We start from the raw sequence: 21,713 nt of genomic DNA on the forward strand, positions 1-21,713 counted from the left end.
TCGGCGCCTCACCGGGCCGCCGTGACTCCCGTCGTGATCTTCACCGTCCACGCGCCGGACGGCGTGCGCCCCTCCACGTCCACGCGGACGTTCTCGCCCGGTACCGTGAAGCTCTCCCCCAGGCCCACCAGGGCGTCCGCGAGGGGCGGGTAGACCGAGTCCTCCCAGCAGGCCTCGCCGCGCGGGTGGGCGTCGACCACCTCGATGGGGCCGCGGCCGGACGCCGCGCCGCTCTGCACGCGGTAGACGAGGACACCCGCGTCGCAGACCGCGCGGTCGTTGCCGATCGGGCCGCGCGCCTCGAAGGCGAGGACGCTGTCGGGACCGGTGCGCACCACCGCGAGCTTGGTGCCGTCACCGAGGCCGAAAGCGGGGGATCCGGCGGCGCCGGTGACCGGGACGCCGGGGCCCGCGCCGAGGGGTTCGAGGGTCAGCCGGGTCGGACGGGCACCCCGTACACACATCACCTGGCGGGGTTCCAGCCACCCCAGCTTCCACTTGTGCCAGGCGAAGAGATCGGGGGCCAGTCCGAACTGGCTGCCCATCAGGTCCCAGTCGCCGACGTAGGTGTCCCAGTCGCCCTTGCCGTCCGCCGGCCGGTGGTAGAGGTCCGGCAGGTCGAAGACGTGGCCCGTCTCGTGCGCGAGCACCAGGCGGTCCGGCGGGTGCTGCTCGAAGACGGTCACCACCCGGCGCAGGTCCGTGCCGTCCGCCCGCAGGGGGGTGTCCAGATTGACGACCTTCGTGGCGTCCGAGTCGACGCCGGGCGCGTCGGGGTCGGCGACGAAGTAGACGATGTCGTAGCGCGAGAAGTCGACCTGCGGGTCGGCGCCGGCGAGCGCGTCACGCAGGTAGGCGGCCCGGTCCGCGGCGTTCCAGTCACGCCGTATGGCGTACGCGGTGGACGGCTTCGGCATCCGGATCCAGCGCTGGAGCGGATGCGGGCGGAGGGTGAACTTGCCGTAGGACGCGCGTTCGAAGAAGCGGCTGGTGGCCGGGAAGTGGTCGGCGGCGAGCTGCGCGGGTGTGGTCCGCGGGACCGAGTCCGGGAAGGACAGGAAGATCATCACCGCGTCCAGCCGGTGGACCGGACGCGGATAGGCGGCGTTCCAGGTGTCCAGGCCCTCCGAGTGGTGGGCATCGGTGCGTTGCAACTCGCAGGGCTCGACCGAGAAGGGCTCGGCGACGGACGGACCGCCGAACAGGGAGGTCGCGGCGAGCGCCGACATCGTGGTGAACACGGCGGCGGTACTGCGCAGTCGGGAATGTGCCGCCACCCGGCCGAGGCCCCGGCAGGTCCGACGCCCGAGTCCCTTGCGGAGCAGCTGACGCGGCAACAGGACCTCCGGATGCGGTTCACGGGACGACGCCGCATCCAGACTGTGTACTTTTGCTGTCCTATGTCCTGTTTATCTGACCCGGATGAGTGAGAGGCCCGGAATCTGGGTAAAGAACGACACCCCCGAAGTACTCACGGAACGTCACAAGCGGTCCGCCACTCGAAGAACCCGCCCAGGTGCGGGCAGAAACGATCTGTCAGAAAGGGCACCCCGTCGGGGACACTGGACAGTGGCTGGAAGGCCTTGGGACCACCCTCTATGATCGGCACACTTTGCTGCGCGGACAGAGATCGAGTGCACTGCGGGAGCGAGCGGTGAGCGGAACGTCCGAAGGGCCGACGCCCGCGGCAGACCTCGATCGGTCGGCCGTCACAGACAGTGATCTTGACGCGCCCCCTCGTGGCGGGTCGACTCGCGACACGGCGACCCGTGACACGGCGCCCCGTGGGGGATCGCCTCGCGACGAGTCGCCTCGTGAGGGATCGCCTCGCGACGCGGCGACCCGTGAAGGATCGCCTCGCGGTGGATCACCACGCGACGGATCGCCTCGCGGCGAGTCGCCGTACCGCTCCGTCTTCACCACGGCGCCCCTCGCGATGGCCGTCGTCGACCGCGACGGCCTCGTCGTCGACGCCAACGACATGCTGGGCGTCCTGCTCGGCGGCGACCCGGCGGCGCTCGCCGGACGTCCGGCCGCCGACCTGGTCGACCTGACCTCCGACACCCGTACCTGGCACGCCTACCGCGAGGTGCTGCGCGGCCGGCAGGCGAAGCTGCGCTGCACCCGGCGGCTCAAGCACCCCGACGGCCAGTCGGTGTGGGTGCAGGTCACCGTCGCGCCCCTGAGCGGCGACGAACCCGGCGTCCTGCTGTCCGTCGCCGACATCAGCGCCCGCCGTGAACTCCAGGCCCGACTGCGGCACTTGCAGATGCACGACCCGGTGACCCGGCTGCCCAACCGCACCCTGTTCTTCGAGCGCCTGACGGCCGCGCTGGAGGCGGAGTCGTACGAGCAGAGCGGCACCGGACGGATCGGTCTGTGCTATCTGGACCTGGACGGCTTCAAGGCGGTCAACGACACTCTCGGCCATCGCGTCGGCGACCGGCTGCTGGCCGCCGTGGCCGAACGGCTGACCCACGTCGCCGAGGCGGCCGGACTGTCCCGGACCGGCACGCCGCTGGTGGCCCGGCTCGGGGGCGACGAGTTCGCCCTGTTGGTCGAGGACTCCACCGGCACCGACCAGCTGGCCGAGCTCGCCGAATCCGTGCTGACGGCCCTCCAGGCCCCCTTCGACCTGGCCGGCCGGCGGCTGTCGCTGTCCGCGTCGATCGGGGTCGTGGAACGGCACGCGGCCGGGACCACGGCCACCGGTCTGATGCAGGCCGCCGACACCACGCTGTACTGGGCGAAAGCCGACGGCAAGTCCCGCTGGACGCTGTTCGACCCGGAGCGCAACGCCCACCGCATGACCCGGCAGGCCCTGGCCTCCGCGCTGCGGCCCGCCATCGAGCGCGGCGAGTTCGTCCTGGAGTACCAGCCGCTGGTCGGCATGGAGGACGGCCGGCTGCGCGGGGTCGAGGCCCTCGCGCGCTGGAACCATCCCCAGTTCGGCCTGCTGACGCCGAATCGGTTCATCGCACTGGCCGAGGAGGACGGCTCGATCGTCCAGCTCGGCCGCTGGGCGCTGACCACCTCCTGCCGGCAGGCCCGCCGCTGGCAGCTCGACCACCCGGACGAGCCGCCGATCTTCGTGAGCGTCAACGTGGCCGTCCGTCAGATCTGGGACTCCGACCTGGTCGCGGACGTGGCGAAGGTCCTCGCCGAGACGGAACTCGCGCCGAGCCTGCTTCAGTTGGAGCTCACCGAGTCCGCGGTGATGGGATCCGCGGGGCGCCCCCTCCAGACCCTCCAGGCGTTGAGCGACATGGGCGTGCGGATCGCCATCGACGACTTCGGCACCGGCTACTCCAACCTCGCCTACCTCAGCCGGCTGCCCGTCTCCGTGCTGAAGCTGGACGGCTCCTTCGTCCGGGGCTTCCAGTACGACGAGGCGGGCGAGCGTCCGAACCCCGCCGACGAGGTCGTCGTCGAGGCGATGATCCAACTCGCCCATCGTCTCGGGCTGACCGTCACCGCCGAGTGCGTGGAGACCCGTACCCAGGCCTCCCGGCTGCGGCACATCGGCTGCGACACCGGCCAGGGGTGGTTGTACTCCCGGCCGGTGCCGCCGGACCGCATCGACGAGTTGCTGGGGACGACGTCCTACGCCGTCGGCAACCCGTAGGCGTCCGCGATCAGTTCGTAGGAGCGCAGGCGCAGCTCACCGCGGTGGGCGTGGGACGTGAGCATCAACTCGTCGGCGCCGGTGCGCTTCTGGAGTTCGTCCAGGCCGGAGCGGACCTCGTCGACCGTGCCGTGGACGATGTTGGCGGCCCAGGAGTCGGTGAACTCCTGCTCCAGCGGGCTGAACTCGTACGCCTCGGCGTCCTCCGGGCTGGGGAAGAGCCCGGGACGGCCGGAGCGCAGCCGGATCATGTTCAGGGCGGTGGCGCGCACCTGGCGGCGGGCCTCCTTCTCGTCGTCCGCGGCGAGCGCGGAGACCCCGATGAGGGCGTAGGGCTCGTCGAGGACGGCGGACGGGCGGAACTGCTCCCGGTACAGGTCGAGCGCCGGAACGGTGTTCTGCGCGGAGAAGTGGTGCGCGAAGGCGAAGGGCAGGCCGAGCATGGCGGCCAGCCGGGCGCTGAAGCCGGAGGAGCCCAGCAGCCAGACCGGGGGGCGGTTCGGGGACTGCACACCGCCGGGCGAGCTGCCCTGGATCGGTCCCGGGATGGCGTGGATACGGGCGTAGGGGTGGCCGTCGGGGAAGTCGTCGTCCAGGAAGCGCAGCAGTTCCGCGAGCTGCTGGGGGAAGTCGTCGGCGCTCTCGTCGAGGCGGTCGCTGCGGCGCAGGGCGGCCGCGGTGGCGCCGTCCGTGCCGGGGGCGCGGCCGAGGCCGAGGTCGACGCGGCCGGGGGCCATCGCCTCCAGCGTGCCGAACTGCTCGGCGATCACCAGCGGCGCGTGGTTGGGCAGCATGACACCGCCCGAGCCGAGCCGGATGCGCTCGGTGTGGGCGGCGAGGTGGGCGAGGATCACCGCGGGCGAGGAGGAGGCGACGCCCGGCATGGAGTGGTGCTCGGCGACCCAGTAGCGGTGGAAGCCACGGGACTCCGCGAGCCGGGCCAGCTCGACGCTGGTGCGCAGGGCGTCGGTCGCGGTGCTGCCCGCGCCCACGGTCACCAGGTCCAGTACGGAGAGGGGCACGGGGGCGGTACCCCGCGCCTCGCCCCGGATGCCCTGCGCGTCGCCCCGGGTCTCGTCTGCCGTCACGGTGAGTGCCTCCTGTTTTCCGGCCTACGCTGTCGTGCCAGCGCTAACAGGAGGGTGTCGCCGTTTATTCCCGGAGGCGGGGCGGGAAGGGGGGCCGGGGCGCGGTTCGGGCGGGGCTCAGCGCGAGGCACGGTGCGGGACGGGACGCGGCGCGGTTCTGGGCGGGGTTCGGCGCGGGACGCGGTGCGGCGCGGGACACGGCACGGCGCGGGACACGGCACGGCGCGGGACACGGCACGGCGCGGGACGCGGTGCGGCGCGCGCTTCGGGGCGGGGTGCGGCGCGGGACACGGCGCGGTTCTGGGCGGGGGCGCAAGGGTCCGGCGCAGGGCGCGGCTCTCAGCCGGCGTCGGTCTCGGCCCGGCGCGGTACCCGGGTCTCCGGGTCTGCTCAGCGCCAGGCTCTCGGAGTGGCGGCGGAGCCCCGCCCCGGGCCAGGCAGGAGGCGCGGCCGAAACCCGGCCCCGCGTTCGGCGGGAGGCCCAGCCGAAGCCCGAGCCGGGGCGCGGCGCGAGGCGCGACCCGGGGGCAGAAGCAAGGCCCGACGCACCGACGGGGCCATCGCGAGCGGTCCGGGATCCGGCCCGGAACCCGACCCGCAGTCCGACCAGGGATCCGGCCCGGCGCGAGGCCCGGCACAGGATCGAAGGCGAGACCCTGCACAGGATCGAAGGCGATGCCCGGCACGGGATCGATCGCGCGGCCCGCCACAGGGGTCCGAGCCGAAGCCCGACACCGAGCCCGATCCGCAGCGCGCCCGAAGCCCGACCCAGGGCCGGACGCGGCGCCGGGTCCAGTGCCGGGCGCGCACGAGGGACGGCCCTCGATCCGACCCGAAGCCCAGGGCCGGGCCCGGCGCGGAACCCGGCCCGAGGACCGGCCCGGGTCAGACGCGAGGCCCGGCGCGGAACCCAGCCCGAGGACCGCCCCGGGTCAGACGCGAGGCTCGGCGCGGAGCCGGCCCGAGGACCGCCCCCGGGTCAGACGCGAGGCCCGGCGCGAACCCAGCCCGAGGACCGCCCCGGGTCAGACGCGAGGCTCGGCGCGGAACCCGGCCCGAGGACCGCCCCGGGTCAGACGCGAGGCTCGGCGCGGAACCCGGCCCGAAAACCGCCCCGGGTCAGACGCGAGGCCCGGCGCGAACCCAGCCCGAAACCCGGCGCGGAGCCCGGACTCAAGCCTTGCCCCCCTCACACCTGCACGATCGGCTCCCGGGTGAACAGTGCCCCCAGTGTCGGGGCGTTCACGCGTCGGTCCGCCAGGCGGAGGGCCTCCCAGACCGTGACCTGGTTGGCGGTGAGGACCGGCTTGCCGAGCTCCTTCTCCAGGGCGGGGAGGTGCGCGGCCGTGTGCAGGGCGGTGTCCGGCAGGAGCAGCGCCTCGGCGGACGGCTCGTCGGCCGCCCTGGCCAGCGCGAACAGCTCCTCCTCGCCCCACGTACCGACCTCGGCCGCGGTGACGATCCCGGCGCCGCGGACCCCGGCCACCTCCGCGCCGGCGGCCCGCAGGAAGTCCGCGAACAGCTCCGCCACGTCGTCCGGGTAGGTCGCCCCGACCGCGATCCGCCGCACCCCCAGCTCCCGCACCGCGTGCACGAAGCCGAAGGAGGTCGAGGAGGCCGGCATCCCGGCCGCCCGGGCGAGGCCGCGCACCTGCTCCTGGGCGCCGTCCCAGCCGTGCACGAAGCTGCCGCTGGTGCAGGCCCACACGATCGCCTCGGCCCCCGACAGCCGCAGCTCCTCGACGCCCGCCGCGAGCCGCTCAGGTGAGCCCATCTCGCGCAGCGCGTCCACCCGGTGCGCGTCCTCGCCGATGTCCGTGTGGACGACGTCCACCCGGATGTCGCTGCCCAGGAGCTGCTCGATGCGCGGATAGTCGTCCTCGGCCGAGTGGCCCGGGTAGAGGAATCCGAGTGCGGTCATGTCCAGCCTTCCTGCTGTTCTTCCGGCAGTACGGGCCACTCACGCGCCGACTCTTCCAGCAGCGCCTGATACGGCCCCACGGCTCGGGTACCCAGCCTGCGCAGCGCCGCCCACATCGTTACCTGGTTGGCCGACAGGACGGGTATGCGTAGTTCCGCCTCCAGCTGAGGGATGACGTCGTACGTCGGCAGGTTCGTGCAGGAGATGAACAGTACGTCCGCGGCCCGCCCCCGGGCCGCGCGCCGCGCCATGTCGGCCACGTCCCGGTACCGGACCTTCCAGATGTGCCGGGTCAGCCCCATGTAGGCGCAGCCCGTCACCGCGACGCCCGCCTGGGCGACGTACTCCTCGAGCGCCCGTGTCACGGACTCGGTGTACGGGGTGACCAGCGCCGCCCGCCCCGCGCCGAGCTCCGCGAGCGCCTCCAGGAGCGCGCCGGACGTGGTCACGGAGGGCACCGTGCCCGCCCGGGTCATCGCCTCGCACATCGCGCGCTCACCGGCGATCCCGCCGACGAAGCTGCCCGAGGTGCAGGCGTAGGCGACGACCTCGGGCGAGACGGCGTTGAGCGTGCGCACCGCCTCGTCCAGCGTCTCGTGTTCGCTGACCCGGCGCGCCAGGTCGAGGCTGACCTCGACCGGCACGAACGGTGTCCGGGTCAGATGGAGCGAGATGTCGTCGGGCACCCAGCGCCACAGTTCGCGGTCGAGCGCGAAGTCGAAGGGGGCCACCACGCCGACGCCTCGTTGCGGACGCGGGCCACCGAGAAAGGTGATGTCCGGGGACTCCATGGCAGGCACCTGCCTCACCGTGCGGAAGGAGGGGACAACGGACCGTACGCACGCCCGTGTTGACGAAGGTAGGTTCGGGTGCGAGCGTGGTCAATCCGCGCATGTCAGACGCTCGCACCCGGCGAAGAACGGCTGCCCATGACCGCCCCCACGCTCCTTGTCCTCGACGCCGACCCCCGGCCCCGACTGGGCCGCCTCACCGGCCGCGCCCGGATCGTGCACGCCGACGAGGACTCGCTCGCCCGGCATCTCCCGGACGCCGACGTGCTGCTCGTGTGGGACTTCACCTCCACGGCGGTGCGCGACGCATGGCCGGGCGGGGGTCCCCGGCCGCGCTGGGTGCACACGGCGAGCGCGGGCGTGGACCATCTGATGTGCCCGGAACTCGCCGCGTCCGACACGGTGGTGACGAACGCGCGCGGCATCTTCGAGCAGCCCATCGCCGAGTACGTCGCCGCACTCGTCCTGGCGATGGCCAAGGACCTGCCGCGCACCCTGGAGTTGCAGGGCCGGCGCGAGTGGCGCCACCGGGAGGGGCAGCGGCTGGCCGGCACCCGCGCGTGTGTCGTCGGGTCGGGCCCCATCGGCCGGGCGATCGCCCGCACGCTGAAGGCGCTCGGCGTCACGACGGCGGTCGTCGGTCGGGTGCCGCGCACCGGGATCCACGGCCCCCAGGACCTGGACCGGCTGCTGGCCCGCGCCGACTGGGTGATCTCGGCCGCGCCGCTCACCGAGGACACGCGCGGCATGTTCGACACCCGCCGGTTCGGCGTGATGCAGCCCTCGGCCCGGTTCGTGAACGTCGGGCGGGGGCCGCTGGTCGTCGAGGACGCGCTCGCCCAGGCGCTCGTCAAGCGCTGGATCGCCGGGGCCGCGCTGGACGTCTTCGAGTCCGAACCCCTCACCCCTGACAGCCCGTTGTGGCAGGTCCCGGGTCTGATCGTGTCCCCGCACATGAGTGGGGACACGGTCGGCTGGCGGGACGACCTCGGCGCCCAGTTCGTCGAGTTGTACGAGCGCTGGGCGGCGGGCCGGAGCCTGTCGAACGTGGTCGACAAGAAACGCGGATACGTACCCGGACACTGACGCCGCCAGGAGGGTGCATGACGGAGCCGACCGACCTCACCGAACTGACCGCCGTACGACTCGTCGAGGGTTTCCGCAAGGGCGAGTTCAGCCCCGTGGAGGCGACCCGGGCGGTGCTGGAGCGGGCCGAACGCATCCAGCCGGAGGTGAACGCGTTCGTGCGGCTGCTCGCGGACGAGGCGCTCGCCCGGGCCCGGGAGTCGGCCGATCGCTGGCGGCGCGGCGAACCGCGCGGCCCGGTGGACGGCGTGCCGGTCACGGTGAAGGACATCCTGCTGCTGCGCGGCCATCCGACCCTGCGCGGGTCGAAGAGCATCGCGGAGGAGGGCAGTTGGGACGAGGACGCGCCCTCCGTGGCCCGGCTGCGGGAGCAGGGCGCGGTCTTCGTCGGCAAGACCACGACACCCGAGTTCGGCTGGAAGGGCGTCACGGACTCGCCGCTGAGCGGAACGACCCGCAATCCCTACGACATCTCGCGCACCGCGGGCGGCTCCAGCGGCGGCAGCGCGGCCGCCGTGGCCCTGGGCGCGGGCCCGCTGTCGCTGGGCACGGACGGCGGGGGCAGCGTGCGTATCCCGGCGGCCTTCTGCGGGATCTTCGCGCTGAAGCCGACGTACGGGCGGGTGCCGCTGTACCCGGCGAGCGCGTTCGGCACGCTGTCGCACGTCGGGCCGATGACCCGGGACGCGGCGGACGCGGCGGTGCTGCTGGACGTGATCTCCGCGCCGGACGCGCGCGACTGGTCGGCGCTTGGGCCGGCCGGGGTGTCCTTCAGCGACGCTCTGGCCGGGGGTGTGCGCGGGCTGCGAGTGGCGTACTCACCCTGTCTGGGCGGGCAGGTGGCGGTGGCCCCGGCGGTCGCGGCGGCGGTCCGGGGGGCGGTGGAGGGGCTGGCCGGGCTCGGCGCGTACGTCGAGGAGCGCGACCCCGACTTCACCGACCCGGTGGACGCCTTCCACACCCTGTGGTTCACCGGCGCGGCCCGCGTCGCCCAGCGACTCGGGCCGCGGCAGCGGCAGTCGATGGATCCGGGGCTGCGGGAGATCTGCGCCACGGGGGCCCGCCGGTCGGCGCTGGACTACCTGGCCGCGGTGGACGTCCGGATGGAACTCGGACGCCGCATGGGCCGCTTCCACGAGTCGTACGACCTGCTGGTCACGCCGACCCTGCCGATCACCGCGTTCGAGGCGGGCGTCGAGGTGCCGAACGGCTCCGGCTACCGCCGCTGGACGGGGTGGACGCCGTTCACCTACCCGTTCAACATGACGCAGCAGCCCGCGGCGACCGTCCCGGTGGGGGCGGACGGTGCCGGTCTGCCGGTGGGGATGCAGATCGTGGCCGCCCGGCACCGCGACGACCTGGTGCTGCGCGCGGCCCACGCCCTGTACGAGGCCGGGTTCACGGCGTCGTTGCGCTCCGCCGGAAGCTGAGCGTCTCCCCCGCCGCCCCCGACCGCCACAGGTCGTTGCACGCCTGCGCCATGGCCTCCAGGCCGTCCACCACCTGCCCCCAGACGATGCCGGGCACCCAGCCCACGTCGCCGTTGAGGAGCAGGTTGTTGCGCTCGTAGAAGAGGGCGAGGTCGACGACCGTGGTGCCGGGGCGGACCTCGGCGTCGTAGCCGTACGCCTTCGTACCCAGTTCCGCGCCCGCGAAGGAGAAATAGCAGAGATCTCCCGGGATGGGGGTGACCGTCGGATTTTCCAGGGGTGGCTCTGTTTTCGCGAAAGGCGGGAAAAGGGCGTAGATCTCATTGCGCGCGTACTTCGCGTGGTAAACGTCGGCGGACAACGGAAGGGAATTCCATACGGCCGCGCAGGTGATCGGCGCGCGGTCGTCCAGCAGCTTCGCCGTGCAGTGGATTCCCCGCTTGACCAGCGAGATTTCGATGTAGCGATCAGCCATGCGTTCCATGGTCCCGCGCCGGTCAAGGGCGCCTCGTTCGCGATCGCGACCGAAACTCGTCCGCATAGGTCGCATGGTCTCGGGTAGCCGCGCGGCCATGGCTCCACCTCACGGGAACGACGAACGCAAAGCCTCGCCCACCCGCAGATCGCTGCTCGCGGGGGTCGCGGCACTCGGCGCGCTGGGTGCCGCCGGCTGCAGCCGCGTGGCCACGGCGTCCACCACCGAGGGGGGTGATCTGCTCGACCGGCTCAGGGCACAGGGTGTCGTACGGCTCGGTATCGCGGGCGAGATCCCCTTCGGCTACATCGACAGGAACGGTGATCTGACCGGCGAGGCGCCGGAACTGGCGAGAACCGTGTTCAAACGGCTCGGCATCGACCGGGTCCAGCCGGTGCCGACGGAGTTCGGCTCGCTCATTCCGGGCCTGAACTCGCAGCAGTTCGATGTCGTGGCGGCCGGGATGTACGTCAACGCGGACCGCTGCGAGCAGGTCGTCTTCGCCGACCCGGACTATCAGATGCTCGACTCGTTCATCGTGCGCAAGGGCAATCCGAAGGGCCTGCACACGTACAAGGACGTCGTCGCGAAGAAGGCGAGGTTCGCGACCGGGACCGGTTACGCCGAGATCCAGTACGCGGTCGAGGCCGGCTACAAGGAGAGCGACATCCTCGTCGTCCCGGACCAGGTCGCCGGACTCAACGCGGTCGAGGCGGGGCGGGTCGACGTCTTCGCCGGTACGGCGCTCACCACCCGCGAGGTCGTCAAGAAGTCGAGCAAGGCCGAGGCGACGAAGGCGTTCGCGCCGGTGGTCGACGGCAAGCCGCACGTCGACGGGGGCGCCTTCGCGTTCCGGCCGACCGAGACGAGGCTGCGGGACGCCTTCAACGTGGAACTGCACAAGCTGAAGAAGAGCGGGGAGTTGTTCCGCATCCTGCGGCCGTTCGGCTTCACCGAGGCGGAGATGACCGATCTGACCGCGAAGGAGCTGTGCGGCGGATGACTCCAGGACTCTGGGAACTCGTACTCAAGGGCATAGGCACCACGCTCCAACTGCTGGTCTACGGCGCTCTGCTGGCCGCGGCCGTCTCCTTCGCCGTCGGCATCGCCCGCACCCACCGGCTATGGATCGTCCGCTTCCTCGCGGGCCTCTACACCGAGGTGTTCCGCGGGACCTCGGCCCTCGTCATGATCTTCTGGGTGTTCTTCGTGCTGCCGGTCGCCTTCGGCTGGCAGCTCGTCCCGATGTGGGCGGGCACGCTGGCGCTGGGGCTGACCTACGGGGCGTACGGCTCTGAGATCGTGCGCGGCGCGCTGAACGCGGTCGATCCGGCCCAGAGGGAGGGCGGCATCGCGCTCGGCTTCACGCCCTGGCAGCGGATGCGGCTGATCCTGCTGCCGCAGGCGGTGCCGGAGATGATCCCGCCCTTCTGCAACCTGCTGATCGAACTGCTCAAGGGCACCGCGCTGGTGTCCGTGATGGGCATGGGCGACCTGACGTTCAGCGCCAACCTGGTGCGGCTGGCGCTCCAGGAGAGCGCGGAGATCTACACCTATGTGCTGCTGATCTACTTCGTGATCGCCTTCCTGCTCACGCGCCTCATGCACGGGCTGGAGAACCGGCTGAAAGCAGGAATCGGCAAGGAGCCGCAACGCGGCGCGGCCGCGCGTGAGCTCAAGCGGGCCGAGACGACCGGGGTCGGAGGTGTCGCCGCGTGACGTGGGACTGGAACGCCGTACAGGACTTCATGCCGCGCTTCTGGGACGGCCTGGTGGTCACCCTGGAAGCGCTGGCGCTCGGCTCGCTGATCTCGTTCGCCCTCGGGCTGGTGTGGGCGCTGCTGATGCGGACGCCGACGCGCTGGGTGCGCTGGCCGGTGGGGGTCGTCACGGAGTTCGTGCGCGACACCCCGCTGCTGGTGCAGTTGTTCTTCCTCTTCTACGTGCTGCCCGAGTGGGGCCTGACCCTCTCCGCGCTGGCCACCGGTGTGATCGGCATCGGCCTGCACTACTCGACGTACACGATGCAGGTCTACCGGGCCGGCATCGAGGCCGTGCCGGCCGGTCAGTGGGAGGCGGCGACGGCGCTCAGCCTGCCGGCCATGAGGACCTGGCGGGCGGTGATCCTTCCGCAGGCGATCCGGCGGGTGGTGCCGGCCCTCGGCAACTACGTCATCGCCATGCTCAAGGACACGCCGATGCTGATGGTGATCACCGTGCTGGAGATGCTCGGCCGGGCCCGGCTCTTCTCCCAGCAGCACTTCCAGTTCACCGAGCCCCTCACGGTGATCGGCGTGGCCTTCATCCTCATTTCCTATCTGGCCTCCCTTCTTCTGCGAGCCCTGGAGCGACGCCTTGTCCGCTGAGACCCCCCTGCTGAACGATCCCGACGCCCACAGCAATCCGCCGGTGGACGGCAGCGAACTGATCCGCTTCGACCAGGTCACCAAGCGGTTCGGCGACAACACCGTCCTCGACCGGCTCGACTTCTCCGTCGACTCAGGCAAGCACGTGACGCTGATCGGCCCGTCCGGCTCCGGCAAGACGACGATCCTGCGGCTGCTGATGACGCTGACCAAGCCCGACGAGGGCACGATCACGGTGGCCGGGGAACGACTGCACCCGGCCCCGGAGAAGCAGCTCCGCGAGGTCCGCAAGAAGATCGGGATGGTCTTCCAGCAGTTCAACCTCTTCCCGAACATGACCGTGCTCAGGAACCTCACCGAGGCGCCCGTCACCGTCCTCGGGCTGTCCCGGGACGAGGCGGAGGTACGCGCCCGCGAGCTGCTCGACCTGGTGGGTCTCGCCGACAAGTGCGACATGCGGCCGACGCAGCTGTCCGGCGGGCAGCAGCAGCGGGTGGCGATCGCCCGCGCCCTCGCGATGCGGCCGCAGGTGCTCCTGCTCGACGAGGTGACCTCGGCGCTGGACCCGGAGCTGGTGGCGGGCGTCCTCGACCTGCTCAGGGACATCGCCGGCAGCACGGACATCACGATGCTCTGCGTGACCCACGAGATGAACTTCGCCCGGGACATCTCCGACCAGGTACTGATGTTCGACGCGGGTCGCGTCATCGAGTCCGGGCCGCCGGAGAAGCTCTTCGGCGATCCCGACCACGAACGCACCCGGGAGTTCCTCGGCGCGGTGCTGTGACCGCGGTGCTGTGACCGCGGTGCCGAGAGCGTGGAAATCCCGGCGTGCAATTACACGAAGTGAACGCGACATCACCCCAGGTCTCGACACCGTGGCCTGACTCTGGCATATGCCAGAGAGCCAGAGCCGCAGTTGGGAGGGCCACATTCTCGCCAACACCCCCTCCCGATCCGTCTCTTGGCGGTTATCGTGGAGGGGATCCGTTGTCCGGATCACGGCCCAGGAAGCGACCGGGGGGAAACACCGTGGCGCTGAAGCACGAGCCGACCGCGCCGTACCACTCGGCTCAGGACGCCCTGCGCGTCCTGGAGACGGTGGCACGGCGCGCCAGCGGTGTCACCGACACCCTGCTCGCCCGCGAGACCGGCCTGGGCACGGAGCGACTGACCGCGCTCCTGCTCATGCTGCGCCGCGAGGGTTACGTCGAGCAGATCACCGACGGGGCGTACGTCACCGGCCACGCCCTCGCCCGGCTGGGCTCCGCCCACGAGCGCGAGCAGGCCCTGCACGAGAAGCTCCAGCACACCCTGGACCGGCTGCGCGACTCCGTCGGCGCCGCCGTCTACATCAGCCGGTACGTCGACGGCGAGGTCAAGGTCACCCAGTACGCGGACAGCCCCACGACCCCCGCGGTCAACGAATGGGTCGACTTCCGCTTCTCCGCGCACGCCACCGCGGTCGGCAAGAGCCTGCTCGGCCAGCTCGACCACAACGGCCGGCGCGACCACCTCTCCCGGCACAAGATGGCCCGCCTCACCTCGCGCACCATCACCAGCGACAAACTCCTGCTCTCCCGTCTGGAGGCGCAGCCGCCCACGGTGCCGGTCCTCGACCTCCAGGAGTACGCGATCGGCACGGTCTGCGCGGCCGTCCCGATCACGGCCGGTTCGTCAGTGGGCTGCCTCGCGGTCTCCCTCCCGCTGGAGCACGCGCACCGGCTCCGGCAGGCGGCGGACGCGCTGAACCGGAACGCCGCGCCCGTGCTGCTGTCGCTGGCGATCTGAGCCAGGGCCCGGACCGGGCGGCCCGTCCGTGGTCACGAGCACGCCCGCGGACCATGTAATATTTTCCTCGTCGTCGCCCGCCGAGTGCGGACGGCGGGAGTCATGCGCCGCTAGCTCAGTTGGTTAGAGCAGCTGACTCTTAATCAGCGGGTCCGGGGTTCGAGTCCCTGGCGGCGCACAGATGAGGAGCCCCTCGCGACAGCGGGGGGCTCCTTCGCTATCAGCTCCTCCCGCCCCCGCGCCCGGTACTCCGCCACCAGCCCGGCCAGGTCAGCGGCGTCCAGCCTGCGGTACGCGGCCACCCCGGGTGGACGCCACCACACCGGGTCCGCGCACCGAAACCCCTCCCGCCGCAGCCCCACCCGATGGATCTTGTTCGTGGCGGTCACCGGCATCCGCTCCACCACCCGGACGAACCGCGGCGCCATCTTCGTCCCCAGGTCCGGCTGGTCCAGCAGGAACTCCGCGAAACCGAGCGGGTCGAAGTCACCGGCGAGGGCCGCCATCACCTGGTCCCCGGCGACCGGATCCGGCACCGCGTACACCGCGACGGCCGCGGCACCCTCGTACCGGGCGAGGATGTTCTCGATCAGGGCGCCGGCGAGGTTCTCGCTGTCGACGCGCAGCCGGTCGTCGGCCCGCCCGGCGAAGTAGAGGAAGCCGTCCCGGTCCCGGTAGAAGAGGTCGCCGGTCCAGTACCAGCCACCGCCGCGGCGCCGCTCGCGGTCCGCCTCGGGGTTGCGCCAGTAGCCCTCGAAGGGGTTCGGCCCGCGGTTGACCAGTTCGCCGATCGCCTCGTCCCCGTTGAGCAGCCGCCCGCCCGGGTCGAAGACGGCCGGCGGGCACTCCGCGTGCGTCCCCGGGTCCAGGACGACGAGGTCACCCCCGCGGGCGGCGCGCCCCACCGCCCCCGTCGGGGTTCCCGGCATCCACTGGACCGCGGCCCCGCCCTCCGACGAGCCGTACCCCTCCACCAGCCGCACCCCGAACCGGCGCTCGAAGGCCGCCGCGTCCACCGCGCCCGCCTCCGTGCCGAAGCCCAGCCGCAGCGGGTTGTCCGGGTCGTCGGGGCGCGCCTCGGTGGCGAGAAGGTACTGCACGGCCCGTCCCACATACGTGAAGTACGTCGCCCGGTAGCGCCGCACGTCCGTCAGGAACCGCGACGCCGAGAAGCGCCGCCGCAGCGCCACCCCCGCCCCGGCCGCCAGCGCGGGCGCCCAGTCGGCGATCACCGCGTTGCCGTGGAACATCGGCATGCAGACGTAGTGCACGTCGTCCGGGCGGACGTGGAAGTGGTCCACCAGCGAGCGTCCGGCGGCGGCCAGCCGGCCCTGGGAGCAGATCGCGGCCTTGGGGGCGCCGGTCGAGCCGGAGGTGAAGCAGAGCAGCACCCGGTCGGCCGGGGTGGCCCGGGAGGCGTCGGGCCGGGCGTCCGCGTACGGGGTGAGCAGGTCGGCGTAGGCCTCGCCGTCGGTCACCAGCAGGCGCACGCCGGGGAGTTCGAGTCCGTCGAGAAGGTGCAGGTGGGCCCGTTCGGTGACCAGGACCCGGCACTCGGTGTGCCGGATGTCCCGGGCCAGTTCGGACCCCCGGCGGGTGGGGTTGACGCCGACGACGGCCGCTCCGGCCAGGGCGGTCGCGCCCAGCCACAACGGGAACTCCGGGGTGTTGTCGAGCAGGACGCCCACATGCGGTGCGGCGCCCGGTGGGAGCAGTTCGGCCAGCAGCGCCGCGCGGGCCGCCGCCCCGGCCGCCACCTCGTGGTGGGTCAGCACCCGCTCCTCGAACCACAGCCCCGGCCGGTGGTCGCCCCACCTCGCCGCTACGAGTTCGGCGACCGTACCCCTCGTGGACTCCATGAACGCGCACGGTAATTGACGTACCGTCAGAAGGGGAGGGTCGTGCGCCGGGAAGCTCCCGGAACCCGCCCTAGAAGCCGACGTCGCCCGCGGAGGCGGCGGCGTGGGTGTACGTCACCATGAAGGCGACGCAGAACCCGAGGACCACGCCGAGCAACGCGAGCATGGCGACGGTGGCCGCCGCCTGCTTGGCCTTGCGCGGCGCGAGAGCCGTGGCGATCACCTCGCGAGGCCCCTCCTTGTAATGCACGGTGATGTAGTCGCCCTCGACGACGGTGGCGGGGCCGTCCTCCTCCTCGAAGCGGACGGTGCGGCCGTCGCGCGCGGTGAACTCGTACACGTGGTGCAGGGTCGTGCGCACGGAGCTGTCGTTGGTTCCGCCGTGCACCGTGGTGAAGGCTCGCAGACAGCGCGCCTCCGCGGTCAGACCGCTGTTCCAGGCCATGCGCAGCTGGACCGTGCGGCGCAGCACGCGGTACGCGGCGAAGACAGTCACGGCCATGATCAGGCCGGGTACGACGTAGAACATCACGTCCATGGGATCCCCCGATCTCCGGTACGCCCTGCCATCGGCGGGGCGTGCCAGGAACCTACCCCCGGGCCGCGCCCGAGCAGCTCAAGGAACGCTCAGAACTCGTCGGGGCGCACCCGGGTGCGCCGGAACCAGAGGTCCCGTCGCACCCGGACCCTGCCCGTGGGGGGATCAGAAGGTGACGTCGGAGCAGGCGTAGAACGCGTTGGCCGTGTCCGCGATCGTCCACACCGCGACGATGACGTGGTGGCCGCTCAGCCCGGACGGCAGCGTGCCGCTGCGGGAGAGCGTGGACGGCGGACGCTGGTTGTTGTAGGGCACCGTCAGGAACGGTGTGGTGTTGAGGTCGGAGCGGGCCAGGTTGTGGTTCTGGTTCCAGCCCGCCTTGGTGACGTAGTACTTGAAGTCGGTCGTGGCGTGCATCGCGGTGAACTGCCAGCGGAAGGTGTAGCTCTGTCCGCCCGTCACCTTGGTGGTCGGCCAGGCGCCGCCCGACGGGGTCTTCGGGCTGTCGAGCTGGGCGAACCGCGTGTTGTTGCCGGAGCAGATGCGGCCGTCGGCCGGACCCGCGGCCGGGAAGCCCTTGGGGCCCTCGACGCTCTGCGGCTCCCACTGGATGTCGCCGCAGTTGGTCACCGTGCCGTTCTGGCACAGCTTCTGCCTGCTGATGGGCAGGTCGGTGTAGCCGTGGCTGCTGGCACCACCCGACGAGAGCACGATGGCTCCGGTGGTGGCGAGGCCCACCACGGCGGCGTACCACTTGGTCTTTCTGCGCATGCTGCCGCTCCTGGAGAACGTGGGGGAAGTTCACTGAGCCGTGCAGGTCTAGACCAAGTCTCAGATTATTGCTGCCTCTTGAACATGTCCATACCAATCACGGGGCCGCTTCCCCTCTGCCCGCGCAGAACGCCACCGTCAGGTCCTTCACCAACGCCTTGCGTTCGTAGTCGTCCAGTTCGACCAGTCCGCGCATGGTCAGCCGGGTCACCGTGTCCTCCACCGAGTCGACGACCGAGGTGAGCACACTCGCCCGGTGCTGGGCGTCCAGGGCGGCGATCCGGCGGCGGTGCATCGCGGCGGCGACCTCCGGCGCGTACTCCACCCGCACCGGCTGGACCGAGAACACCTCCAGACCGACCGGCCCCGCGTCCTGCGCCACCCGACGGGTCAGCGCGTCGGTGGCCGCGTCCATCGAGCCCCGCGCCGCGCCCGGCAGCTCCACCGCCACCCGGGCCAGCGCCGCCTCCACGCACTCGCGCAGATAGGTCTCGTGGTCCTCGACCGCGAGCGTGGCCCGCGCGGTGTCCCGCACCCGCCACACCACCAGCACCACCACCCGCAGCGCGACCCCGTTGCCGTCGGCGGCCTGCATCGGCTCGCTGCGCCAGTGCCGCAGCCGCACGTCGACCCGGCGGCGCAGCAGCAGCGGGTTGACCCACAGCAGTCCGGTACGCCGGACCGTGCCCCGGTAGCGGCCGAACAGGTCGAGCACCCAGGCCCGCCCGGTCCGGCCCCGGGCCAGGCCGCCGAACCCGAACAGCCCGAGCGCCCCGGCCCCGGCGTACGCCGCCCACTGCGCCGGGCCGAGCCCGGCCCCGGCCGACGCCGGCAGCCGCAGCGCCTCCGCCGCCAGCGGTGGCAGCAGACCCGCCCACCAGGAGGTGGCCGCGCACCCGGCCATCCCGCAGGCCCCGGCGAGCACGCCCACCGCGCCGGGCAGCACCCGGCCGGGCCGCTCCACCAGATCGGGGTCGACCTGGGGCACCGGGCGCGCCTTCACCGGCCCCGGACGCCGGAACCGCGGCTGCTCACCGGTGCCCTGCCGACGCCCCACGACCGCGGGTCCGAGCGGCACGGACACCGGGTCGGGTTCGTCGCGGAACAACAGATGGACAGGGATCTCGGTGGTCACCTCGTTCTGGATGAGCCGGACCGGCCGGGTCTGTCCCTCGGCCGGCCCCGGCCCTTCGGACTCGGGCGTCTGTGACGTGGTCGTACTGCTCATGCGTGCCTCCAGCCTCCGCGCCAGATGCGTCACAACAGTGGGCGAGTAGTGGGTCTGCGAGTGGATGTCGGTCCGACGGATGCCGGTCCGCGAGTGGACACCGGTCCGACGGTTGCCGTCCTGCGAGTCGATGCCGGACCGACGGATGCCGATCTGCGCGTGGATGCCGGTCCGCCGGCGGTCTACGAGAAGAGCCGACGCCAGGTCTCCGGCCCCGGGTAGCCGTCGGCGGCGCCGCCCCGCCAGCCCTGGGAGCGCTGGAACGCCTCGACGGCGCGCCGGGCCGCCTCGCCCCAGCGCGGCCCCGGCCCGGTCGGGTAGGAGGTGCCGAACCCTTTCTTCACCAGCTGCCGGCCGAGCAGGGTGACGTACGAGTTGTCCGCGCCGGGCCGGAACATGGCCCGACCGGGGTAGGCCGGGGGCTGGGCGGGCGGCGCGGTCGGGCCCGCCGCCTTGACCCCGATGTCCCGGCCGGCGCCGGTGGCCAGCAGTTCCCAGGTGCGCGGGCCCGGCAGTCCGTCCGCCGCCGCGCCGGTCCAGCCCTGGGCCCGCTGGAACGCCTCGGTGGCCTTGCGGTCCGCGTCGGACCAACGGGGGCCGGGACCGGAGGTGTAGTAGGCGCCGGCGCCCCGGCTCACCAGCATCTGGCCCAACAGGGTGACGTACTTGTTGTCCGCGCCGGGCCCGAAGTACGCCGCTCCCGGGTACGGGGTCGCGGTCCCGACCGGTTTTGCGCCACCCGTGGCCGGCTGCGGGCCCGCCGTGTCCGCCGCCAGCCCCTTGTACCGGTAGGCGAGGTACTTCTCCGAGTGGCTCCAGTAGGCGTAGGGGGTGGACTGGCGGCGGGCGTGCGGGGGCGTCTGTTCATAGGCGCTGTAGTAGGTGTGCGTGTAGTCCGTCCAGCCGCCGAAGAGGACGACGTGCGAGCCTTTCTGCGGGTCCGCCGGATTGTGGAACAGCAGAATGTCTCCGGGCTGCATCTCCTCCTTGGCGATTCGTTCCCCGTACTGGTTGAGGCTGCCCGTCCATTCGTTCCCCGCCAGCTTCCAGGCCATGGAGACGAAGCCCGAGCAGTCCTGCCGGTATCCGTCGGACCAGTAGGCCTCCATGCTGTACGGCACTCCCGCGTCGATCCATTTCTTCGCCCGGTTGATGATCTCCGTGCGGGTGGTCGCGGGGGCCTTGACCGAGGCCGCGGGCTTGGCCGGCCGGCCGCCCGGGCCGTGCAGCGGGGCCTTGCCGCCCTGAGGGGTGTCGGGCTCGTCACCTGCGGGAACGCCCGGGCGGCCGGGTGCGGGCGGGGCGGCGAGCGCGGGTGTCGTGGCCGCCGCCCCGAGCGCGGCGGACGCGGCGGCGGCCACGACCAGGGCGCGGTGGGCGGCCGGGTGGCCGATGGTGCGGTTGGCGGAACGCGGCAGGACACGGCGCCAGTGGACGCAGCCCGGGCAGTCGCAGTCGCTCGCGGGATCGAATTCCTCGAATACCGGAGTCTCCATGCGATTCCCCTCACACTCCAGATGGAAATGCCCGCGCGTGATCACCTCGTCAGTTTCCCAACTGTCTTCCGGGTGCGCATGTTGACGGTCCGAATGATGTACGGCGGCCGGGCGACGGGAGCGGAAGGGCGGAAAGCGGCCACCAGGCGGCCGTGAGGTGGTCGCGAGGCGGTCCGGAGCACCTCCGCAGGTCATGTAGAGTTAACGACGTCAGCACGCGCCGCTAGCTCAGTTGGTTAGAGCAGCTGACTCTTAATCAGCGGGTCCGGGGTTCGAGTCCCTGGCGGCGCACAGACGGAGGAAGCCCCTCGCAGCAGCGAGGGGCTTTTTCGCTGTTTGGCCGGATACCCTCTGGCCATGGCAGCCCGAGACCTCCAAGAGCGGATCAAGAAGCTCATCATCGACGGTCGGCTGCCCTCCGGGGCCCCACTGCCGACCGAGCCCGAGCTGATGGAGTTCCTCGGCGCGAGCCGGAACTCGGTGCGCGAGGCGCTGAAGGCGCTCCAGGCGATGGGCATCGTCGAGATCCGGCACGGCTTCGGCACGTATGTCGGACCCATGTCCCTCGCGCCGATGATCGAAGGCCTCGCCTTCCGCACGGTCGCCGGACACTACCGGGGCGAGGACAGCCTGCTTCAGCTGCTGGAGCTGCGCGAGGCGGTGGAGACGGGACTGGTCTCCCGGCTCGCGGGCCGGATCCCCGAGGCCGACCTCGCCGAACTGGACGCGCTCGTCGACCGTATGGAAGAGGAGGCCGAGCGGGGGGCCGGCCTCGCCGAGACCGACCGGGCCTTTCACGCCACCCTCTACCGGGGCCTGGGAAACGTGCTGTTGCGCGAGGTGCTGGAGGCCTTCTGGGACGCCTTCCACCGCGTCCGCACCGATCTGGCGGACGTTCCGCAGGATCCGCTGGTCACCTGCCGTCAGCACCGGGACATCGTGCGGGCGGTGCGTTCCGGCGACGCGGTTCGAGCGGAGGAGTCCATAAGGGATCACTTCGGCAATATTCGCGCCCGACTGTCCACAACTGATCCACAACTCCCCCACAGGCGCCACAATGAACGCGTATGACCGGTAAACACCGCGTTTCGCATCTTGCGATCATGCCGAACACCGTAGAACCCTGTTTCTCAAGATGCTGTCGATTGGCGGCACTTGGGGGGCAAGAAGCCGGTTGCGGCCGATGCGGGGAGAGGGACCCCGTTCCTGGAGGCGTGCCGAGGGGGGCACCCTGCGACCGGAAGGGCG

The 21,713-nt window shown here is 71.9% G+C and carries 19 protein-coding genes and 2 tRNA genes; 11 read left to right on the top strand and 10 right to left on the bottom strand.

Translation table 11 applies throughout. The features are described from left to right. Positions 1 to 8: 8 nt before the first annotated feature. Positions 9 to 1,337, bottom strand: coding sequence for a M6 family metalloprotease domain-containing protein (locus tag ACFV0T_RS06000; RefSeq protein ID WP_385774908.1), 1,329 nt, complete (start codon positions 1,335 to 1,337; stop codon positions 9 to 11). A gap of 317 nt (positions 1,338 to 1,654) precedes the next feature. Between ACFV0T_RS06000 and ACFV0T_RS06005 the strand changes: the two genes are divergently transcribed. Beyond that, positions 1,655 to 3,625, top strand: a complete 1,971-nt coding sequence (locus ACFV0T_RS06005) for a putative bifunctional diguanylate cyclase/phosphodiesterase (protein WP_385774910.1) — start codon at positions 1,655 to 1,657, stop codon at positions 3,623 to 3,625. On the opposite strand, the gene ACFV0T_RS06010 is transcribed toward ACFV0T_RS06005, so the two are convergent. The 3 genes from ACFV0T_RS06010 to ACFV0T_RS06020 form a co-directional block, all read right to left on the bottom strand. Then, positions 3,604 to 4,713, bottom strand: a complete 1,110-nt coding sequence (locus ACFV0T_RS06010; RefSeq protein WP_385774912.1) for an LLM class flavin-dependent oxidoreductase — start codon at positions 4,711 to 4,713, stop codon at positions 3,604 to 3,606. The two genes, ACFV0T_RS06005 and ACFV0T_RS06010, sit on opposite strands and share 22 nt — an antisense overlap. Before the next feature lie 1,189 nt (positions 4,714 to 5,902). Further along, the gene (locus ACFV0T_RS06015) at positions 5,903 to 6,634 is read right to left on the bottom strand and encodes an aspartate/glutamate racemase family protein (protein ID WP_385774914.1); all 732 of its coding nucleotides are present in this window, start codon (positions 6,632 to 6,634) and stop codon (positions 5,903 to 5,905) included. Further along, on the bottom strand, positions 6,631 to 7,425 hold the full coding sequence (locus ACFV0T_RS06020; protein ID WP_385774916.1) for an aspartate/glutamate racemase family protein: 795 nt from the start codon (positions 7,423 to 7,425) through the stop codon (positions 6,631 to 6,633). Before ACFV0T_RS06020 ends, ACFV0T_RS06015 begins: the two co-directional genes overlap by 4 nt. Before the next feature lie 138 nt (positions 7,426 to 7,563). On the opposite strand from ACFV0T_RS06020, the gene ACFV0T_RS06025 reads away from it, so the two are divergent. Both ACFV0T_RS06025 and ACFV0T_RS06030 read left to right on the top strand, forming a co-directional pair. Beyond that, the gene (locus tag ACFV0T_RS06025; protein ID WP_385774918.1) at positions 7,564 to 8,511 is read left to right on the top strand and encodes a D-2-hydroxyacid dehydrogenase; all 948 of its coding nucleotides are present in this window, start codon (positions 7,564 to 7,566) and stop codon (positions 8,509 to 8,511) included. Between the two features lie 17 nt (positions 8,512 to 8,528). After that, a complete protein-coding gene (locus ACFV0T_RS06030) occupies positions 8,529 to 9,941 on the top strand; it encodes an amidase (RefSeq protein WP_385774920.1) in 1,413 nt (470 codons plus the stop codon). Here ACFV0T_RS06030 and ACFV0T_RS06035 read toward each other — a convergent pair. Next, on the bottom strand, positions 9,910 to 10,416 hold the full coding sequence (locus tag ACFV0T_RS06035) for a DUF3830 family protein (protein ID WP_385774922.1): 507 nt from the start codon (positions 10,414 to 10,416) through the stop codon (positions 9,910 to 9,912). The two genes, ACFV0T_RS06030 and ACFV0T_RS06035, sit on opposite strands and share 32 nt — an antisense overlap. A 97-nt stretch (positions 10,417 to 10,513) precedes the next feature. Here ACFV0T_RS06035 and ehuB point away from each other — a divergent pair, with 97 nt between their 5' ends. From ehuB to ACFV0T_RS06065, 6 genes are all read left to right on the top strand, one after another. After that, complete coding sequence (gene ehuB / locus ACFV0T_RS06040; RefSeq protein WP_385774923.1) at positions 10,514 to 11,419, top strand: ectoine/hydroxyectoine ABC transporter substrate-binding protein EhuB; 906 nt, start codon at positions 10,514 to 10,516, stop codon at positions 11,417 to 11,419. After that, the gene (ehuC, locus tag ACFV0T_RS06045) at positions 11,416 to 12,135 is read left to right on the top strand and encodes an ectoine/hydroxyectoine ABC transporter permease subunit EhuC (RefSeq protein ID WP_385774925.1); all 720 of its coding nucleotides are present in this window, start codon (positions 11,416 to 11,418) and stop codon (positions 12,133 to 12,135) included. Before ehuB ends, ehuC begins: the two co-directional genes overlap by 4 nt. Then, positions 12,132 to 12,782, top strand: coding sequence for an ectoine/hydroxyectoine ABC transporter permease subunit EhuD (ehuD, locus tag ACFV0T_RS06050; RefSeq protein ID WP_385774927.1), 651 nt, complete (start codon positions 12,132 to 12,134; stop codon positions 12,780 to 12,782). The genes ehuC and ehuD overlap by 4 nt, the downstream gene beginning before the upstream one ends. A 10-nt stretch (positions 12,783 to 12,792) precedes the next feature. Continuing rightward, positions 12,793 to 13,569: an ectoine/hydroxyectoine ABC transporter ATP-binding protein EhuA gene (gene ehuA, locus ACFV0T_RS06055; RefSeq protein WP_385775111.1), complete on the top strand. Its 777-nt coding sequence runs from the start codon at positions 12,793 to 12,795 to the stop codon at positions 13,567 to 13,569. A 245-nt stretch (positions 13,570 to 13,814) separates the two neighbouring features. After that, positions 13,815 to 14,573, top strand: coding sequence for an IclR family transcriptional regulator (locus ACFV0T_RS06060; protein ID WP_385774929.1), 759 nt, complete (start codon positions 13,815 to 13,817; stop codon positions 14,571 to 14,573). 104 nt (positions 14,574 to 14,677) lie between these two features. After that, a tRNA-Lys gene (locus ACFV0T_RS06065) sits at positions 14,678 to 14,751 on the top strand. Here ACFV0T_RS06065 and ACFV0T_RS06070 read toward each other — a convergent pair. From ACFV0T_RS06070 to ACFV0T_RS06090, 5 genes are all read right to left on the bottom strand, one after another. Then, the gene (locus ACFV0T_RS06070) at positions 14,717 to 16,432 is read right to left on the bottom strand and encodes an AMP-binding protein (protein WP_385774931.1); all 1,716 of its coding nucleotides are present in this window, start codon (positions 16,430 to 16,432) and stop codon (positions 14,717 to 14,719) included. The genes ACFV0T_RS06065 and ACFV0T_RS06070 overlap by 35 nt on opposite strands. Positions 16,433 to 16,502: 70 nt before the next feature. Beyond that, positions 16,503 to 16,970 carry a hypothetical protein gene (locus tag ACFV0T_RS06075; protein WP_385774933.1) on the bottom strand — a complete coding sequence of 156 codons (468 nt, stop codon included), beginning with the start codon at positions 16,968 to 16,970 and terminating at the stop codon, positions 16,503 to 16,505. A gap of 165 nt (positions 16,971 to 17,135) precedes the next feature. Next, complete coding sequence (locus tag ACFV0T_RS06080; protein ID WP_385774935.1) at positions 17,136 to 17,741, bottom strand: lytic polysaccharide monooxygenase; 606 nt, start codon at positions 17,739 to 17,741, stop codon at positions 17,136 to 17,138. Positions 17,742 to 17,838: 97 nt separating this feature from the next. Continuing rightward, positions 17,839 to 18,969 carry an SPFH domain-containing protein gene (locus ACFV0T_RS06085; protein WP_385774937.1) on the bottom strand — a complete coding sequence of 377 codons (1,131 nt, stop codon included), beginning with the start codon at positions 18,967 to 18,969 and terminating at the stop codon, positions 17,839 to 17,841. Positions 18,970 to 19,151: 182 nt separating this feature from the next. After that, complete coding sequence (locus ACFV0T_RS06090; RefSeq protein WP_385774939.1) at positions 19,152 to 20,465, bottom strand: peptidoglycan-binding protein; 1,314 nt, start codon at positions 20,463 to 20,465, stop codon at positions 19,152 to 19,154. Between the two features lie 217 nt (positions 20,466 to 20,682). On the opposite strand from ACFV0T_RS06090, the gene ACFV0T_RS06095 reads away from it, so the two are divergent. Then, positions 20,683 to 20,756: transfer RNA gene (locus tag ACFV0T_RS06095), tRNA-Lys, on the top strand. Positions 20,757 to 20,822: 66 nt separating this feature from the next. Further along, complete coding sequence (locus ACFV0T_RS06100) at positions 20,823 to 21,536, top strand: FadR/GntR family transcriptional regulator (protein ID WP_385774941.1); 714 nt, start codon at positions 20,823 to 20,825, stop codon at positions 21,534 to 21,536. Positions 21,537 to 21,713: the final 177 nt, after the last annotated feature.

Source organism: Streptomyces sp. NPDC059582 (assembly GCF_042735715.1).
GTDB lineage: Bacteria > Actinomycetota > Actinomycetes > Streptomycetales > Streptomycetaceae > Streptomyces.

Bases quoted from the DNA above. Each gene is read 5' to 3' on its own strand.
- ACFV0T_RS06090 (WP_385774939.1), bottom strand. From the start codon at position 20,465: ATGGAGACTCCGGTATTCGAGGAATTCGATCCCGCGAGCGACTGCGAC.
- ACFV0T_RS06035 (WP_385774922.1), bottom strand. From the start codon at position 10,416: ATGGCTGATCGCTACATCGAAATCTCGCTGGTCAAGCGGGGAATCCAC.
- ACFV0T_RS06020 (WP_385774916.1), bottom strand. From the start codon at position 7,425: ATGGAGTCCCCGGACATCACCTTTCTCGGTGGCCCGCGTCCGCAACGA.
- ACFV0T_RS06075 (WP_385774933.1), bottom strand. From the start codon at position 16,970: ATGGACGTGATGTTCTACGTCGTACCCGGCCTGATCATGGCCGTGACT.
- ACFV0T_RS06025 (WP_385774918.1), top strand. From the start codon at position 7,564: ATGACCGCCCCCACGCTCCTTGTCCTCGACGCCGACCCCCGGCCCCGA.
- ehuB (WP_385774923.1), top strand. From the start codon at position 10,514: ATGGCTCCACCTCACGGGAACGACGAACGCAAAGCCTCGCCCACCCGC.
- ehuC (WP_385774925.1), top strand. From the start codon at position 11,416: ATGACTCCAGGACTCTGGGAACTCGTACTCAAGGGCATAGGCACCACG.
- ACFV0T_RS06070 (WP_385774931.1), bottom strand. From the start codon at position 16,432: ATGGAGTCCACGAGGGGTACGGTCGCCGAACTCGTAGCGGCGAGGTGG.
- ACFV0T_RS06080 (WP_385774935.1), bottom strand. From the start codon at position 17,741: ATGCGCAGAAAGACCAAGTGGTACGCCGCCGTGGTGGGCCTCGCCACC.
- ACFV0T_RS06100 (WP_385774941.1), top strand. From the start codon at position 20,823: ATGGCAGCCCGAGACCTCCAAGAGCGGATCAAGAAGCTCATCATCGAC.
- ACFV0T_RS06030 (WP_385774920.1), top strand. From the start codon at position 8,529: ATGACGGAGCCGACCGACCTCACCGAACTGACCGCCGTACGACTCGTC.
- ACFV0T_RS06085 (WP_385774937.1), bottom strand. From the start codon at position 18,969: ATGAGCAGTACGACCACGTCACAGACGCCCGAGTCCGAAGGGCCGGGG.
- ACFV0T_RS06015 (WP_385774914.1), bottom strand. From the start codon at position 6,634: ATGACCGCACTCGGATTCCTCTACCCGGGCCACTCGGCCGAGGACGAC.